This is a genomic window from Frankia sp. R43, assembly GCF_001306465.1.
Taxonomy (GTDB): domain Bacteria; phylum Actinomycetota; class Actinomycetes; order Frankiales; family Frankiaceae; genus Parafrankia; species Parafrankia irregularis.
On record NZ_LFCW01000002.1, the window covers coordinates 888367 to 904906 of the forward strand.

General features: G+C 69.6%; 11 protein-coding genes. 7 read left to right on the forward strand and 4 right to left on the reverse strand.

Features of this window, described 5'->3' with window-relative positions; translation table 11 throughout:
* Position 1: 1 nt before the first annotated feature.
* Positions 2-1198 (reverse strand): cytochrome P450, encoded by a 1197-nt coding sequence (locus tag ACG83_RS11765; RefSeq protein ID WP_054566155.1) that lies wholly within the window; start codon positions 1196-1198, stop codon positions 2-4.
* 312 nt (positions 1199-1510) lie between these two features.
* Here ACG83_RS11765 and ACG83_RS11770 point away from each other — a divergent pair, with 312 nt between their 5' ends.
* Entirely contained in the window at positions 1511-2518 is a 1008-nt protein-coding gene (locus tag ACG83_RS11770; protein ID WP_054566156.1) for a DUF2382 domain-containing protein, read from the forward strand.
* Positions 2519-2609: 91 nt separating this feature from the next.
* Here the strand turns inward: ACG83_RS11770 and ACG83_RS11775 are convergent, their stop codons facing one another.
* Positions 2610-3824: an amidohydrolase family protein gene (locus ACG83_RS11775; RefSeq protein WP_054566157.1), complete on the reverse strand. Its 1215-nt coding sequence runs from the start codon at positions 3822-3824 to the stop codon at positions 2610-2612.
* A gap of 194 nt (positions 3825-4018) precedes the next feature.
* Between ACG83_RS11775 and ACG83_RS11780 the strand changes: the two genes are divergently transcribed.
* The 6 genes from ACG83_RS11780 to ACG83_RS11805 all read left to right on the forward strand — a co-directional run bounded on the left by ACG83_RS11780 (position 4019) and on the right by ACG83_RS11805 (position 13075).
* Positions 4019-5104 (forward strand): TIGR03857 family LLM class F420-dependent oxidoreductase, encoded by a 1086-nt coding sequence (locus tag ACG83_RS11780; RefSeq protein WP_054566158.1) that lies wholly within the window; start codon positions 4019-4021, stop codon positions 5102-5104.
* Positions 5105-5397: 293 nt separating this feature from the next.
* Positions 5398-5577 carry a hypothetical protein gene (locus ACG83_RS44080; protein WP_152991348.1) on the forward strand — a complete coding sequence of 60 codons (180 nt, stop codon included), beginning with the start codon at positions 5398-5400 and terminating at the stop codon, positions 5575-5577.
* Positions 5574-6596: a dihydrodipicolinate reductase gene (locus ACG83_RS11790; RefSeq protein ID WP_054566160.1), complete on the forward strand. Its 1023-nt coding sequence runs from the start codon at positions 5574-5576 to the stop codon at positions 6594-6596. Before ACG83_RS44080 ends, ACG83_RS11790 begins: the two co-directional genes overlap by 4 nt.
* 345 nt (positions 6597-6941) lie before the next feature.
* Entirely contained in the window at positions 6942-9350 is a 2409-nt protein-coding gene (locus ACG83_RS11795) for a LuxR C-terminal-related transcriptional regulator (protein ID WP_235497831.1), read from the forward strand.
* Positions 9351-9921: 571 nt separating this feature from the next.
* Positions 9922-11061, forward strand: coding sequence for a lipocalin family protein (locus ACG83_RS11800; protein ID WP_054566162.1), 1140 nt, complete (start codon positions 9922-9924; stop codon positions 11059-11061).
* A 502-nt stretch (positions 11062-11563) separates the two neighbouring features.
* Complete coding sequence (locus tag ACG83_RS11805; RefSeq protein ID WP_083473226.1) at positions 11564-13075, forward strand: acyl-CoA synthetase; 1512 nt, start codon at positions 11564-11566, stop codon at positions 13073-13075.
* Between the two features lie 158 nt (positions 13076-13233).
* Here ACG83_RS11805 and ACG83_RS11810 read toward each other — a convergent pair whose 3' ends face one another.
* Positions 13234-14700 carry an aldehyde dehydrogenase family protein gene (locus ACG83_RS11810; RefSeq protein WP_200931304.1) on the reverse strand — a complete coding sequence of 489 codons (1467 nt, stop codon included), beginning with the start codon at positions 14698-14700 and terminating at the stop codon, positions 13234-13236.
* Positions 14701-14794: 94 nt separating this feature from the next.
* Positions 14795-16513, reverse strand: coding sequence for a class I adenylate-forming enzyme family protein (locus tag ACG83_RS11815; RefSeq protein ID WP_054566164.1), 1719 nt, complete (start codon positions 16511-16513; stop codon positions 14795-14797).
* Between the last annotated feature and the right edge of the window lie 27 nt (positions 16514-16540).

Genomic DNA, 16540 nt, shown 5'->3' on the forward strand with positions numbered 1-16540 from the left:
CCTAACGGCCGACCGAGAGCGGGAGCGATTCCCAGCCGCGCATGGTCGAGGTGGAGGACAACGCGGTGTTGTCCCAGTCGACGTCCCATACCGGGAAGCGGTTGAGGAGCTCGTCGAGGGCGATACGGCCCTCGAGTCTCGCCAGGGCGGCGCCCAGGCAGTAGTGGGTCCCGAGCCCGAAGGTGATGTGCTGGTCGATCCGGCGGCGGATGTCGTAGCGTTCGCCGTCGTTCCACCGCCGCTCGTCGCGGTTGGCGGAGGCGACGAGCAGCATCATCGCGCTGCCTGCCGGGACGGTCTGGCCGTGCAGCTCGACGTCCCGTGTGACGTAGCGGGCGATGGCGTGCCCGGTGGGCTCGAAGCGCAGCGTCTCCTCGATGGTGTTCGGGATCAGGTCCCGGTTGGCGACGAGGTCGGCGCGGTGGTCGGGGTGGCGGTCGAGCAGGGCGGCGAGCCAGCCGATCAGGCGGGCGGTGGTCTCGTTTCCGGCCCCGGCCAGGACGGTGACGTAGGTCAGGATCTCCTCGCGGGTGAGGGTGCGGGTGACGCCCTTCTCGTCGACGAACTCGGCGCGCAGGAGCTCGGTCATCAGGTCGTCGGAGGGATGCTCGGCGCGCCAGTCGATGTAGTCGGCGAAGATGTCGGTGTCCATGAGCGCGTCGGCCGACACCTTCATCTGCTGGCCGGGCTCGGTGCGCAGCTTGGCGTCGGCGCGCTCGCGGACGGCCAGCTGGTCGGCTTCGGGGATGCCGAGGAGCATGCCGATGACCCGCATGGGCACCTCGTTGGCATACTCGGTCATCAGGTCGAACCGGTCGGCGCCATCGAGCCGGTCGAGGCAGCGGACGCAGTACTCCCGGATCTCGGGCTCCAGCGAGAGCACCCGCCGCGGCGTGAACACCCGCGCGAGCAGCCGCCGGTAGATGTCGTGGATGGGCGGGTCCTCCATGAGTAACGTGCCCGGCGGGATCTCGATGTCGGCCTTGATGACCTCGAGGATCGGCCCTTTGGCGGAGGAGTAGGTGGCCCAGTCGACCAGCCCGCCGTTGACGTCGTCCCAGCGGCTGAGGACCCAGAAGTCGTGGCGGTCGTTGTACCAGAGCGGGGCCTCGGCCCGCAGCCGCCGGTAGACCGGGTACGGGTCGCGCGCGATCTCACGGTCGAACGGATCCCAGTACACCGGGCTCGAGTCGCTCACTCGGACACCTCCTGACATGGCCGCATTTCGCGGTCGAAGTTTGAACAGTGATTCAAACTATCGGTGAGGACTGCTGTCAACATCGAGTGGCGGCCGGCCGGCCCTGAGTGGCGGCGGGCCAACTACGAGCGGCAGCAGGCTCGCCGCCCCGAGTGGCGCCTCGGCGCTTAATAGTTTTGGTGCACCCGACCCCCGAAAATCCGTTTCGCGTGCTGTTGTCCGTGGCCGACTATCTTGCCGGCGGACGTATTAGAGGAGCCCCGGCGGGAAAACGAACATCAGTGACCGGACTAATCAGGAGAAGGGGATCGCATGCCTGCGCTCACCGAATTCGACCGCTGGCCGGGCCGTACCGTCGTCGGCCGCGACGGGGAGAAGATCGGGACGATCTCGACTCTCTACGTCGAGCCGTCCAACACCGAGCGCCCCGCCTATGCCGCCGTGCACACCGGGCTGTTCGGGACGAAGACGACGGTCGTGCCGCTGGACAAGGCCTCCGTCCAGGGGGACAAGCTCGCCGTGCCCCTGACCAGGGAGCAGGTGAAGGACGCGCCGAGGATCGATTCCGGTGAGGACATCTCGCCGCGCAAACAGGAGGAGATCAACGCCTACTACGGCTTCGGCACCGGCAGGACAGTCCGGGGTTCCGCCGCTGGAACGGCGGCCGGTGCCGCGGCCGGCACTATGGGCGGAACCCTCGCGGGCAGTGAACGGGCCGACCAGCGAACCGTGGAGGCGGACGAGAGCGCGACGGGCCGGCGAGCCATGGCGGCGGATGAGCGGACCGCTGGGCAGCGAGGCATGGACACGGAGCAGCGAGCCTCCCGGCAGGCGACGTCGGCGACAGACCAGCGGGCCGGCGCCGCCCAGGGCAGGGCGCCCGACGAGCGGGAACGCGGCGCACCGGTCCGTGGTGCCGAAGGTGAGATGACCCGCTCGGAGGAGCGCCTCCGGATCAGCACCGAGACCGTCGAGACCGGTCGGGCTCGGCTGCACAAGTACGTGGTGACCGAGAACGTTCGCAAGTCCGTTCCGTTCAGCCACGAGGAGGTGCGGCTCGAACGCGAGACCATCACGGATGCCGACCGGGCCGCGATACGCACCAGGCCCGAGCTGACCGAACAGGACCAGGAGGTGACGCTGCACGCGGAGCGGCCCGTCATCCAGAAGGAGACCGTGCCGGTCGAACGTGTACGGCTGACCACCGAGCGGGTAACCGAGGAACGGCAGATAGAGGAGCAGTTGCGCCACGAGGAAATCAACATGGACGTCGACGAAAGTCAGGGTCGCAGCGGCGAGCAGAGGCCCCGCCGGCCCTGAAGCCGGAGACCGTCGCCGCCACCGCCCGGGAGCGGGGGCGGCGACGGCTGTGTCACGCCGCCGGGCTGTGTCGCGTCACGCCGCCGGGATGTCAGGCCTGAGCTGTGGCCGGTGCCGGGCGCTTGAGCCCGAGCAGGTCGAACATGTTGGCGGACATGATCTTCTCGATCTCGGCCGGGGTCCGGTCCCCGAGCTCGTCGGCGAACGAGAGGGGTTCGGCGAGGCCTTCGGGGTGGGGGTAGTCGGAGCCGAAGCAGACCCGGTCGGCGCCCATGAGGCTGATGAGGCCGTCGAGGGAGTCCTCCCAGAACGGATTGATCCAGATGTTGCGCCGCAGGACCTCGATGGGGTGGGTGGGGAACTCCCGCGGCATCTTCTTCCAGGCGAGCTCGAGGTTTCTGGCCAGCAGCCCCACCCAGCTGCCGCCGTTCTCGACGCTGATGAGGCGGACACCGGGGAAGCGGTCGAGCATCCCGTGGCAGATGGCGGAGGCGAGGGTGTCCTGGATGGTGCGGCCGCCGTCGGCGACGTAGGCGAAGGTCTTGGGCCTGAAGGCGACGTACTCGCCGGTGTTGCCTTCCCAGGTGTTGAGGTAGTCCTGGTAGCCGCTGTCGGAGGCGTGCAGGGCGACCAGCACGCCGGCTTCCTGGACCCGGGCCCAGAAGGGGTCGAACTCCGGCAGGAACGGTGAGCGCAGGCCACGCAGGCCGGCGACCGGTGCCGGACGGACCAGGATCGCGCGGGCGCCGCGCTCCAGGACACGTTCGAGCTCGGCGATGCCACCCTCGACGTCGCAGGGGGAGATGATCGGGGTGGTGAGGATCCGGTCGGCGTAGCTGTACGTCCAGTCGTCGTACAGCCAGTCGTTGAAGGCCCGGATCGCGATCTGGGTGAGCGCCGGGTCGTCGCGCAGCCGTTCCTCGACGAGGCTGGCCAGCGTCGGGAAAAGCAGGCAGGCCGCGACGCCCTGCTCGTCGAGCTGGGCGAGGCGTGCGGCCGGCTCGCGGAACGCGGGAAGCGGTCGGATGGGCTTGCCACTGAGTTCGCGCAGGGTCCTGCCCTCGGGGTTGTTGCCCGAGTAGAACGCCATGTGGGCGCCGGGGGCGGCGACGACCTCGAAGGTCGGGTTGGGGATGAACTCGGTGAGGGTGTTGCGCACGACCAGCTTCTTGCGGCCGCCGAGCTCGACGAAGCGGAACAGGTCCTTGTGCCGCGCCGGCAGGTGCCGGGTGAAGGCGTCCTCCGTCTCGTACAGGTGGTGATCCGCGTCGAAGACCGGAAAGCCGAGATCCTTGCTGGTGGTCATCCTGGACATCCTGGGTGCGTAGAGGGAAGTGGCGCTTTCGCGGACCGGAGGGCCACGGGTCTTGCCCACAGTGCCCTCTTCGGGTTATACCCCAGGGGAGGTTGAGATATCTAGATGTATTGAGGTCCTCCGGCCTGTCGGCTACGGCGTGCGCCGGGCCGCCGCGGGCCGGGCCGCTGTGAGGGAGATCGCCCATGACGACCGACCAGCTCACGGAGCTTGGCTTCTACACCCTGCCCGGGCATTCCGGCACGCCCCGTGACCTGGTCACGGAGGTCCTGGCCGGCGAGCGGCTGGGACTTGGCGCCACGTTCGTCTCCGAGCGGTTCTCGACGAAGGACGCGGCGGTGCTGTCGGGCGCGGCCGGCGCCCTCACCGAGACGCTCGGGATCGCCACGGCGGCGACCAACCACCACACCCGCCATCCGCTGGTCACCGCGACCTTCGCGACGACAATGCACCGCCTCACCGGTGGGCGGTTCGCGCTCGGGCTGGGCCGGGGCTTCGACCGGTTCTGGTCCGCGGTCGGGCTCAGCCCGGTGACCAGCGCGCAGATCGAGGACTTCGCCGGGCTCATGCGCCGGCTGTGGCGAGGAGAGATGATCCTCGGCCACGACGGCCCGGCCGGGAAGTACCCGTACCTGCAGCAGGACCCGGACTTCGACGAGGACATCCCGCTCATGCTCGCCGCGCTCGGACCGCGCAGCCTGGAGCTCGCCGGGCGCTGCCTGGACGGCGTCGTGCTGCACACCTTCTTCTCGGACGTCGCGCTGACGGAGTCCGTGGAGGCGGTGCGCCGGGGAGCGAAGGCGGCGGGACGGGACCCGGACAGCGTCCGGGTCTGGTCGGTGCTGGCCGTCGTCGGTGATCACATCCCACCGGACCAGATGCTGCGGCGCACCGTCGGGCGGCTGGCCACCTACCTGCTGGGCTACGGCGACATCCTGGTGCGGGTCAACGACTGGGATCCGGCGGTGCTCGCCCGGTTCCGGGCCGACGAGTTCGTCCAGGGCTTCCAGGGTGCGTTCGACGCGAAGGCCGACGAGCGGCAGCTGGAGCATCTCGCCACGCTGATCCCGGCGGAATGGCTGGCGGCGAGCGCGACGGGGACGGCCGAGCAGTGCGCTGCGGCCGTGGCCCGCCAGTTCGAGCTGGGGGCCACCGGTGTGATCCTGCACGGCGTCTCGCCGGACGAGGTCGCTCCGGTGGTCGAGGCCTATCGCGGGATCCGGCCGCCGTCGGTGCGCGGCCTGCCCGCGAACCCGGGCCGGCTGTCCTGACAGGCCGGCGACTCCGCGGTTCCAGAACCATGATCGTGGTTCCACAGGCATGATCCTGACGATGTCCACGCTGATGCCCGGCGGCGTCGGGCTGGGCTTGACCACCGGCTTCGCTTGACGTTGAAATATATAGATAAAACTCTGACCTCGCTGGCGGGGGTCACTCCCCAGGTGACGCTGCGGGTTCCGCGGTGTATCGGGCGCTGGCGGCGCCGAGGCCCTCGTCGCAGGTGGACCCGGATGGTGCGGCTGTGCGGATCCTCCCGGCCGCGGTGGACGTCGGGAGGAACGCGATGACTGTGTTGTCCGGGCACGGCCCGGGGCGCGATGGCACGGCGGACGGCGGCCCGGTCAACGAGGCCTTCGCCGGCAGGTACGGGCCGTGGGCGGTTGTGGCGGGAGCGGATGCGACCGGGATCTGGCGCGCGCTGCAGGAGACCTCGACCCGCCGCCCGGACCGGATCGCCCGATGAGCCGGCGGCTGCGCGTGGTCCAGTGGACGACCGGTAAGACCGGGCGTGCCGCGGTCCGCGGCATGGTCGGCCACCCCGTACTCGACCTGGTCGGCTGCTACGCCCACGCACCGGACAAGGTCGGCCGGGACGTCGGGGAGCTGTGCGGCCTCGACCCGATCGGCGTGCTGGCGACCGATGACGTCGAGGCGCTCCTCGCGCTGGAGCCCGACTGCGTCTCGTACATGGCCTACCGGCCGAACTTCGACCACCTGGAACGGATCCTCGAATCCGGCGTCAACGTGGTCTCGACGATGTACATGATGGCGGGATTCGGCTACGGGCAGGAGGCCACCCACCGGCTGCGGGACGCCTGCCTGCGCGGTGGCTCGTCGCTCTACGCCTCCGGCATCTATCCGGGGCATGCGCCGAATGTGGCGCTGGCCGCCAGCGCGATGTGCAGCCGCATCGAACGGGTCTCGATTCTGGAGTCACTCGACATCGTCGGCTACGCCAACGAACAGATGTTCCGCGCCCAGGGCTTCGACCTGCTCCCCGAGGATCCCGCGGCCGCGCTGGCCTGTGAGGCGTCCTGCGGATCGTTCAAGGACCAGATCCCGGTGCTCGCGAAGGAACTCGGCGTCCGGATCGACAGGGTCGGCTTCCGGGTGGAGTTCGCCACCGCCAACGAGGACACCGACTTCGGGTTCATGACCGTCCGCAAGGGGCACATCGCCGGCTTCAGGGGCACCGTGTCCGGTGACCGGGACGGCCGATCCCTCATCGAGTGCTCTTTCGTGTGGAAGCTCGGCGCGGACATGACCCCGAAATGGCCCGTCACCCACGGCTACATCATCGAGCTTGACGGCGATCCCGGTGTCCGGGTCCGTCTCGAGCCCCAGGGCGACCACCTCGACGGCACCGTGACCACGGCGCTGCCCGCCGTCAACGCCATCCCGCAGGTCTGCGCGGCGCCGCCCGGCATCGTCAACCTCACCGGGCTGCCGTTCGTCCGGGGCGCCCACCAGCTCAGGCCCTGAAATGCGGCTCAGGCCCTGAAACACATCCGGCCCTGAACCACATCGAAGGCTGATTCCACCTCCTCACGGTCGAGGAAGGTGGCTCGCCCACGCCGGCAACGAGGCCATCGGGGCGACGTTCATTCCCGACCGGGTCAACGAGCATCTCTGGCAGGACCGGGCTTTGTCCCGGTCCGTGGCAGGGTCGGCCCTCCTCTCGGTTTCGGTGCGCGACGCGTCGGAGTACCGGGACCTGGGTGTCCGGAGTCGCGTGGAGCGGCCGGGATGTCGGACCCGGCCACGGCAAAAGGATGGGCGGTTTTCCTGGCCCCGTCCACAGTGGAACTACGTAGACGGACTACGGAGATGTCTGACCTTGACGTCCGGTTCCGCGCCCAGAAAAGTTTGGTCATGACCGCGTCCGTGCCCGGGTCACCGCGGCCGCCCGGTGCCGTCCTGCCCACGGAGGTGACCAGCTTCGTCGGCCGGCGGCAGGAGCGCGCCGACCTACGGCAGCGGCTCGGGCGGTTTCGGCTGGTGACGCTCGTGGGCGTGGGCGGTGTGGGCAAGACGCGGCTGGCCCTGCGTACCGCGACGGAAGTCCGCGGTGAGTTTCCCGACGGGGTGTGGTTCGTCGAACTGGCGCAGTTGCGTGACCCGGACCTGCTCGCGCATCAGCTCGCGGCGACGCTCGGCTGCTCGGCGCCGGCGGATCGGACCGTTCTGAGCACGCTGGTGCGGCACCTGAACGAGCGGCGGTTGCTGCTCGTTCTCGACAACTGCGAGCATCTGGCGGACGCCTGCGCAGACCTGGTCGACAGGCTGCTGCGGGCGTGCCCGCGACTGCGTGTTCTCGCGACGAGCCGCGAATCGCTGCGTGTCGAGAGCGAGTGCACGTACCTGGTCACGCCGTTCTCGGTGCCCGAGCGGTCCAGTATCTCCGAGCGCGGTGAGTCCGGCGGCGACGCCGCCGCCCTCTTCCTGGACCGGGCGCGCGCGGTGTGGCCAGGCTTCGATCTCACCCAGGACGACCGCGACGCGATCGGAGACATCTGCCGTCTGGTCGACGGGATCCCGCTCGCGATCGAGCTGGCGGCGGTCAGGCTGCGGGCGCTGTCGCCAGCCGAGGTCCTGCGGCTGCTCCACGAGGGCAGCGAGGTCCTGCGCCACGACGGTCGCCGGATGCCGGAGCGGCGGCGCACCCTGCGAGGCTGCATCGACTGGAGCTTCGACCTCTGCACCAGTGCCGAACAGCGCCTGTGGGCGCGGCTGTCGGTGTTCGCCGGTGGCTTCGAGCTCGATGCGGTGCAGGGAGTCTGCCAGGGACCGGGGCTGTCTGAGCCGGTGGTCGACCTGATCCTCTCGCTGGTGGACAAGTCGATCCTGATGCCCGAGCCGGGCTCCGGGAAGGCGCGTTTCCGGCTCCTGGAGATGCTGCGCCAGTACGGCTACGAGAAGCTGCGGGACAGCGGCGAGGACACCACGATGCGCCGGGCGCACCGCGACTGGTTCCTTGACCTCGCGACGCGGGCGGAGGCCGGGCTGCTCGGCACCGACCGGCGGCAGTGGCTGCACCGCCTGCGCCGTGACCACGCCAACCTCCAGCGGGCGATGGCCTACAGCATCGACGCGCACGACCACGCGCAGGGGCGCGCCATGGCGCGGTCACTGCAGCACTACTGGGTGGCCGACGGTCGGTTCGACGAGGGGCGGACCTGGCTCGCGCGGTTCCTGCGCGCCGACGACGGAACCGTGCTGGATCGGCTCCAGACCGTACATGCCGCAGGCTGGCTGGCGACCTTACAGGGCGACACCGTCGCGTCGGCGGCGATCCTGCGCCAGGGAGCACAGCTGGCCGCCAGCAGCGATGACGCCTCGGCCGCCGCTCTGATCACCCAGCTGGACGGAATGGACGCGCTCTACACCGGGCAGCCGGTGGCGACGGAACACCTCGAACTCGCACTGGAGCGGTTTCGCCGGGTCGGTGACGTCGACCGCCAGCTGGAGACCCTCGCCCTGCTCACCGTGGCCGCGGCGCTCAGCCCCGCCCCCGTGGAGGCGGGGCGTTACCACGCGGAGTGCGGCGCGCTGGCCAGGTCCCGGCGCGAGCCGGCACTGCGCCTGTACACGGCCTGGCCCTATGCGCTCGCCGTCTGGCGCTCCGGCGATGTGGAAGCCGCGCTGTCGAGTGCCCGGGACGCGCTGTCGTTCGCGGCCAGCCGCTCCGACCAGCTGAGCCTCGCGCTGTGCCTGGAGACCATCGCCTGGATCGAGGCAGGCCGCGGCCGGCAGGTGAACGCCGCCGTCCTGCTCGGCGCGGCGGACCGACTGTGGTCGCGGATGGGGACGTCCACCGCGGCCTTCCCCGGTCTGTTCCGCTTTCGCCGTGACTGTGAGACGGACTGCCGCCGGTTGCTCGGTGACGGCCCGTTCGAGGCCGCGCGGGTTCGCGGTGCCGAGCTGACGCCGGAGCAGGCCTGTTCTCGCGGCCGCGGCCAGCATGAGGAAGGCGCCCCGCCTGGTGTCGCGGGCGGGATCGCCGAGGGGGGCCCACTGTCCGCCGCGGGGCTGACCCGCCGCGAACGGGAGGTTGCCGGCCTGCTGGCCCTGGGACGGACCAACAGGGAGATCGCGATGGAGCTGATGATCGCTCCGCGGACCGCGGAGTCACATGTCCACCAGGTCCTCAGCAAGCTCGGCTTCCACTCCCGGGCGAAGGTCACCGTGTGGCTGGCCGACCAGCTTCGTGGCGCCCCCGAGACGACGGCCAGCTGACACAACGGCCGGCCGCCGCGAAGCGCTGACAGGAGTCGCCGGCGGACCGGCGCCCGGTTGGGACCGGCTCGACTGCCGTCTTGAAATTTCTGGATGTTTCGGCTAGGTTCACTCGTCGGATGATCGTCGTATGTCGGCGGCGGCCGTCCGGACTCACGGTTCACCCACGACCAACAGGCCCAGGCGATCGTCGCGGTTGCCTCGAGTGCGGTTTCCTGTTCGAGATCCTCCGCCAGTCCGTATTCTGGACGCAGGGACGATGTACGACATGAAATCCACCGACGAGCGGCGACGAAGCGGGTCGCGTAACCTCTCGAACGCGTTTTCCCGGCCGGCGGTCGTTGTCGAGATCCTGTGAACAGCGCCGCTGTCAGTCAGCGATGAATCGAATTTTCTGCCGGGCCGGCGAAACCAGCCCCTGGGTCTCCCGGGAGTATTTCACCTCGGCGTTTCCGTCTGCACGGGCAGCGGTCGCCGATTTTATGGACCTCGGCGGCATGGGACAGGCCGCCGACGGCCGGCGAAGCGCCTGCTTCGCCGCGCGACCGCAATTTACGAAAGGAGCGACGTTATGACGTCGACCAAGGGCTTCCGGGTCCGGCCGCGGTTCCGGAGGCTCGCATCGGTCGTGTTAGGTGCAGCAGCCGGCCTGGCGCTGGTCGCGGTGCACATGCCGGTGGCCTCGGCGGCGACGCCCCCGGTGGTGCTGCCGGCGGACGAGTCCGCCCACCCGGACGCGGGGATGGAGTGGTGGTACTTCACCGGCCACCTCACCGGCAAGGATGTCTTCGGCAAGAGCCACTCGTACGGCTTCGAGACAATGGTCGTCCGTAACGACGGGCTCGACACCGCGCCGACCGGGGTCATCTACAACGTGAACATGTCGGTCACGGACCTGACCAGGGGTACCTTCAAGCAGAACCGGGACATCTACAGCATCCAGAATGACCAGACCCCGGCCGGCGGCGGATTCAGCTTCGACGTCGGTGGCGTGCACATGGACGGAAAGAACGGAGTCAATCACATCTGGGGAGGCTTCCCTGACCTCAGCTATGTGTACAGCGGGCTGACGCTGAAGCAGAGCACGCCGGCCGCGCTGCACGGGGGACCCTCGGGCGTGATCCCCTACGGCCCGTTCGGCGAGTCGGCCTACTACTCGCAGACGAATCTCGACGTCTCCGGGAAGCTCTTCGACCACGGCCTGCTCGTGAACGTCACCGGGAAGGCCTGGATGGACCACCAGTGGGGCAACTGGAACCCCGGCAAGGGTGGCTGGGAGTGGTTCAGCATCCAGCTGTCCAACAACACCCAGTACATGCTCTACTTCATCCGCGACGAGAACCACAACTACGTCCAGACGGTCGGGACGCTCATCAACCCCGACGGCAGCACCGTGAACCTGCCGGCGAGCCAGCTCAGTGAGACGGCGCTCGGCAGCTGGACCAGTCCGCACACCGGCATCGTGTATCCCCAGAACTGGAATGTCACTGTTCCGGGCGGCACGCTGACCGTGACGTCACAATTCCCTGACCAGGAGGTCTACAGCGACATCGTCACGGTGGGGTCGTACTGGGAGGGCACCACGACCGTGTCCGGGACGATCAACGGCCAGGCTGTGACCGGGCAGGCCTACGCCGAGGTCATTCCCTTCATCGCGATGCCGGGCCACGGCTATGTCTGGGAGCAGGTCGGAGATCTCCTGGGCCTTTAGTCTCGGGTCGGCACCCCGTCTCGGGAACATCCTCTGACCCCTGGGTGGCGGGATCCATCACGGACCCGCCACCTGGTCGGGCAGGGGGCACGGTGCTGATTCTCTGAAGGACCGTCGGGTCCGCCTGCGGATCGGTACCGCGATGCCGCATTAATGCGTCGCCGCGTCGCCGCGTCGCCGCGTTACGGCGGTGCAGGGGAAGGCTCAAAGTGACGGCGGGTCCGTGTGACGGGCCCGCCGTCGCCGTTCCTTCCGCGCCACGGGCGTCGGCTGGCGCAGGACGGGAGTGTCTGGTGGGGGCCGGCCTCTGTCGGTGGGTGTGGCCCGACTGCGGCCCGTTGGCGCGTCGCGGAAGACGCCCGTGGCGGTGCGTTGCGTTGTTCGCACGGTATCCCGATCAGCTCGCGGAGCAGGTGCACAGTGGAAGCGATGTTGATATATCTATATCTATTGCTTAGGGTCCCGTGAGGCGGTACCGGAACGCGAGGGAGTCCGCATGGACATGGAGCATCCGAAACGGTTCGCGGGAACGGCGCCTGACCGCCCGGCGGTGGTCATCGGGGACCGGACCGTTTCGTACGCCGAGCTCGAGGCGCGTTCCAACCAGCTGGCGCATGCGTTGAGGTCGCTCGGTCTCGAGGTCGGTAGCCATCTGGCTGTGCTGATGGAGAACCGGTCGGAGTACTTCGAGGTCGTGTGGGCGGGGCTGCGTTCCGGGTTGCTCGTCACGCCGATCAACTGGCATCTGTCCGCCGCCGAGGCCGAGTACATCGTGGCGGACTGTGGTGCGACGGCGTTGGTCGCGTCGGCGCCGCGGGCGGACATCGCGGCCGCCATCGACGCGCCCGCGCTGAAGGTGCGGCTCGCCGTCGGCGGGCCCATCGACGGGTTCGTCCCTTACGAGGAGACCGTTGCGGCCCATCCCACGTCGCCGATCGGTGACGAGTGCGAGGGCAACTGGATGTTCTACTCGTCGGGTACCACCGGGCGGCCCAAGGGGATCACGCCGGCGACCGTCGGCGGCCCCCTCGGCGAACCCACCGGTTTCACCGCCATGGTCCGGTTCCTTTTCGGCGGCGACGAGTCGACCGTCTATCTCAGCCCGGCGCCCTTCTACCATGCCGCTCCACTGGGCTGGGCGACGGCGATCCATCGGATCGGCGGTACGGTCGTCGCGGTCGAACGGTTCGACGCGGGTGAGTTCCTCGGGCTGATCGAACGCCATCGGGTGACGTTGGCTCAGGTGGTGCCGACCCATCTGGTGCGGTTGTTGAAGCTGCCTGAGGCGGATCGGGCCCGGTTCGACCTGTCCAGCCTGCGTACCCTCGTGCACGCGGCCGCGCCGTGCCCGCCGGAGGTGAAGCGGGCTGTTCTGGAGTGGCTTGGGCCGGTGGTCCACGAGTACTACTCCGGCAGCGAGGGCATCGGGTTCTGCGTGATCGGGCCGGAGGAATGGCTTGCGCACCCGGGATCGGTCGGGAAGTCGATGCTCGGGCCGGTGCACATCGTCGGGGAGGACGGCAACGAGCTGCCACCGCGCTCCGAAGGCAGGGTGTACTTCGAGTCGCCGAACGGCTTCGCCTATCACGGCGATCCGGAGAAGACGGCCGGCGCGTTCAATGAGAAGGGCTGGGGTACGTTCGGCGAGATCGGCTGGGTTGACGAGGAGGGTTATCTCTACCTGACCGATCGTGCGTCAAACATGATTATCTCGGGCGGGGTGAACATCTATCCGCGTGAGATCGAGGATGCGCTGATCCTGCATCCGTCCGTCGCGGACGTCGTCGTGATCGGCGTTCCGGACGCGGAGATGGGGGAGTCGGTGCGTGCTGTCGTCCAGCCGGTGACCCCGCCAGCCGACTCGGCCGCGCTCGAGGAGGAGCTCATCGAGTTCGTCCGGGAGCGCATCGCCCGTTACAAGGCGCCGCGTTCGGTGGTGTTCCTCCCCGAGCTGCCGCGCCTGCTGACCGGGAAGGTCGCCCGCCGCCTGCTGCCCCCCGAGGCGACACGGTGAACCGGCGAGCACCCTGATCGGGCATGGCGATCCGTTCGCCGCGGCGTCGGTGCCGGCGTTCGCGCGGGTGAACGCCGAGTTCCACCAGGGAGGCCGCGCACCGCCGCCGCGCTTCGGGGATCCGCCGATCCCCGAAGCGCGGCGTTGCGCCGTTCCGGTCACACGGCTGCCGGCCACCCTACGGTCTTGGTCTCGGTGAAGATCTCCAGGCCTTCGAGGCCGCATTGCCGCCCGATGCCGGACTGCTTGTAGCCGCCGAAGGGGGCGTCCGCCCCGTACCACATGCCGCCGTTGATGCCGAGGGTTCCGGTGCGGATCCGCCGGGCGACGGCCTTGGCCCGGTCCAGGTCACCAGAGGTGATCATTCCGGACAGGCCGTAGACGGAGTTGTTGGCGATGCGGACGGCGTCGTCGTCATCGTCGAAGCCGATGACGACGAGGACCGGGCCGAAGATCTCCTCCTGGGCGATGGTCATGTCGGGTGTGACGTCGGCGAACAGGGTCGGCTCGACGAAGTAGCCACGGTCGAGGTCCTTCGGTACCCCGCCGCCCAGGACGACGCGGGCGCCCTGCTGGCGGCCGGAGTCGAGGTAGCCGAGGACCCGCTCCTGCTGGCGGCGTGAGACCTGCGGGCCCTGGAGCACCGACGGGTCGGTCGGGTCTCCGTACTTCACGCCCTCGAACGCGACCTTGGCGAGCTCGATCGCCTCGTCGTAGCGGGAGTTCGGGACGAGCAGCCGGGTCGGCATGGCGCAGCCCTGCCCGGCATGCATGCAGACCATGGCGGCGGTGGGAATCGCCTTCGTCAGGTCGGCGTCTTCCAGGACGAGGTTCACCGACTTGCCGCCGAGCTCGAGGAACGTCGGCTTCACCGTGGCGGCCGCGGCCTGCATGACCCGTCGCCCGGTCGCCGTCGAGCCGGTGAAGGCGACCATGTCGACGTCCGGCGAGGTCGAGAGCACCTCGCCGACCAGGTGGTCGGAGGAGGCGACGATGTTCACGACGCCCGGCGGGATGTCGGTCTTCTCCGCGATCAGGCGGCCCAGCCGGGTGGTGTTCCAGGGCGTGTCCGGGGCGGGCTTGAGCACGCAGGTGTTGCCCATCGCGAGGATGGGGCCGAGCTTGTTCAGCGCGATCTCGAGGGGGAAGTTCCAGGGCACGATCACCCCGACGACGCCGACGGGCTCCTTCCAGACCTCGCGGGCCGACGGGAAGCCCATGCCGAACGCGTCGTGGTCCGGCAGCGAGCGCGTCCATGGGAACGACTCGATCTGCTCGGCGGGCCAGCGCAGCGCCTCCCGCAGGGGCGCGTCGAGCTGCGGGCCGTAGGTGGTGATGACCGGGCAGCCCACCTCGGCGACAAGCTCCGCGCGCAGCTCCTCGACCTCGGCCTCGATCGCGGCCTGCAACTGCAGCAGGCCCCGCTTGCGAGCCTCGGGGTCACGCGACCACTCGGTCTGGTCGAACGCGGCGCGGGCCGCGCCGACGGCCCGTTCCATGTCGGCGCGCGAGGCGTCCGCGGTGACCCCCAGCACCTCCTCCGTGGCCGGGTTGATGTTGTCGAACACCCGGCCGCCCTCGGCCTCGACAAGCTTTCCGTCAATCAACAGGCGGTGCTCGGACACGGTTGCGCCCTCCAGAGGCGCCGGCTTCGCCGGCACACGTGGTTGTGGGGTCTCGGACCGGCCTGGTCTGGTGGTCAGCGGCGCTCGGCGCGGGTCACCAGCCACGGACGATCCTGTCGGTGTCGTCCGTGATCAGCGCACGGACGTCGTTCTTGGCCACCTTGCCGGTGGCGGTCTTCGGTAGCTCGGCGATGATGTACAGCGCCTCGGGGCACTTGAAGGCGGCCAGCCGGCCGGTCGCGAAGGCCCGCAGATCATGGAGGCCGGGCGCGGCGCCGGGCCGCGGTACGACCACCGCGCAGACCCGCTCGCCCATCATCGGCTCGTCCAGCCCGACGACGGTCACCTCGGCCACGCCCGGATGCTCGTGCAGGACTGCCTCGACCTCGGTGCAGTAGACGTTCTCGCCGCCCCGGATCACCACGTCCTTCAGCCGGTCGACGACGTGCAGGAAGCCCTCGTCGTCGAGGAAGCCGACGTCACCCGAGCGGAACCAGCCGTCCTGGAACGACGTCGCGGTCGCGGCCTCGTCGTTCCAGTAGCCCCTGGCCACCTGTGGGGAGCGGAAGCAGACCTCGCCGGTCCCGCCGGCCGGAAGCGGTTCGCCGTCCGCGTCGAGGACCCGCACGTCCGCGGTGAGGTTCGGCCGGCCGACGCAGTCCGGACGAGCCTGAAACTCGACGCCGACGTTGGTCACCACGGCGGATGTCGTCTCGGTGAGACCGTAGCCGTTGAAGACCTGGACGTCGGGACCGAGCACCTCGACGGCACGCGCGACGAGGTCGGGGGGGACGGCGGCACCGCCGATCGAGAAGCCGCGGACGTGCTCGGCGAGCGAGCGGGTCCGCGGGTGTTCGAGCATCTGCCGTGCGACGGCCGGGACACCGCCGAGCGCGGTCACCTGCTCCGCGGCGGCGAGGCGCAGGGCCTCCTCGACGTCCCACCGGTGCATCATCACGATCTTGGCGCCGCCGAGCGGGCTGGAGATGATGGTGGTGACGCCGCCGATGTGGAACATCGGGCCGGTCGAGAGCGTCGCGGGCTGGCGGTTCTCGCGCGGCGCCCGGCCGGCGACGATGCCTTCACGCAGGTTCGCGAAGGCCATGTTCCAGATGTTGGCGGTCATCGCCCGGTTCGTGCTGACCGCGCCCTTGGGGCGTCCGGTGGTGCCGGAGGTGAACAGCAGGGTCACCGGGTCGTCGCGGTCCAGCCGGGCGATGGATCCGTCGTCGATCGGCTCCGCGGCCGTGAGCTCGGCGAACGGGACGTCACCCAGGTCGGAACGCACGCCGACGAGCGTGAGGCCGTCGGGCCTGCCGGCCGCGCGCACCCGGCTCAGGCGCTCCCCGTCCGCGAACAGCACCGACACCGCGGCGTCCCGTAACGCGTAGTCGAGTTCCGGTGTGGTCCACCACGCGTTCAGCGGCGTGACGATGGCGCCGACGAGCAGGGCTCCCCAGAACGACGTCACGTACTCCGGCAGGTTGCGCATGGCGATGCCGACCCGGTCGCCGGGGCGCACACCGTGCACGGAACGCAGCTGAGCCGCCACCGCCCGCGCCTGCAGCCCGGTCTGGGCGAAGGTCTGCCGCTCGCCCTGATAAACCGTGTGGATCAGGGCCTGGTGGGCGGCGCCCATCAGGAAGATGTCGTTGACGGTGCGCGGCCCGCGGACGAAGTCGCGCAGTGGGATGCCGTGGAGCTCCACGTCCTCGACCTCGAACGGTCCACCGGGCCCGACGAGGGGAGCCAGTCGCGGATCGTCGCGATAGACCGGCGCGATGCCGGAGCCGGCCAGAAAATGTCGGGTCATCGTGGGAGAACCGCCCTTCACACGTGG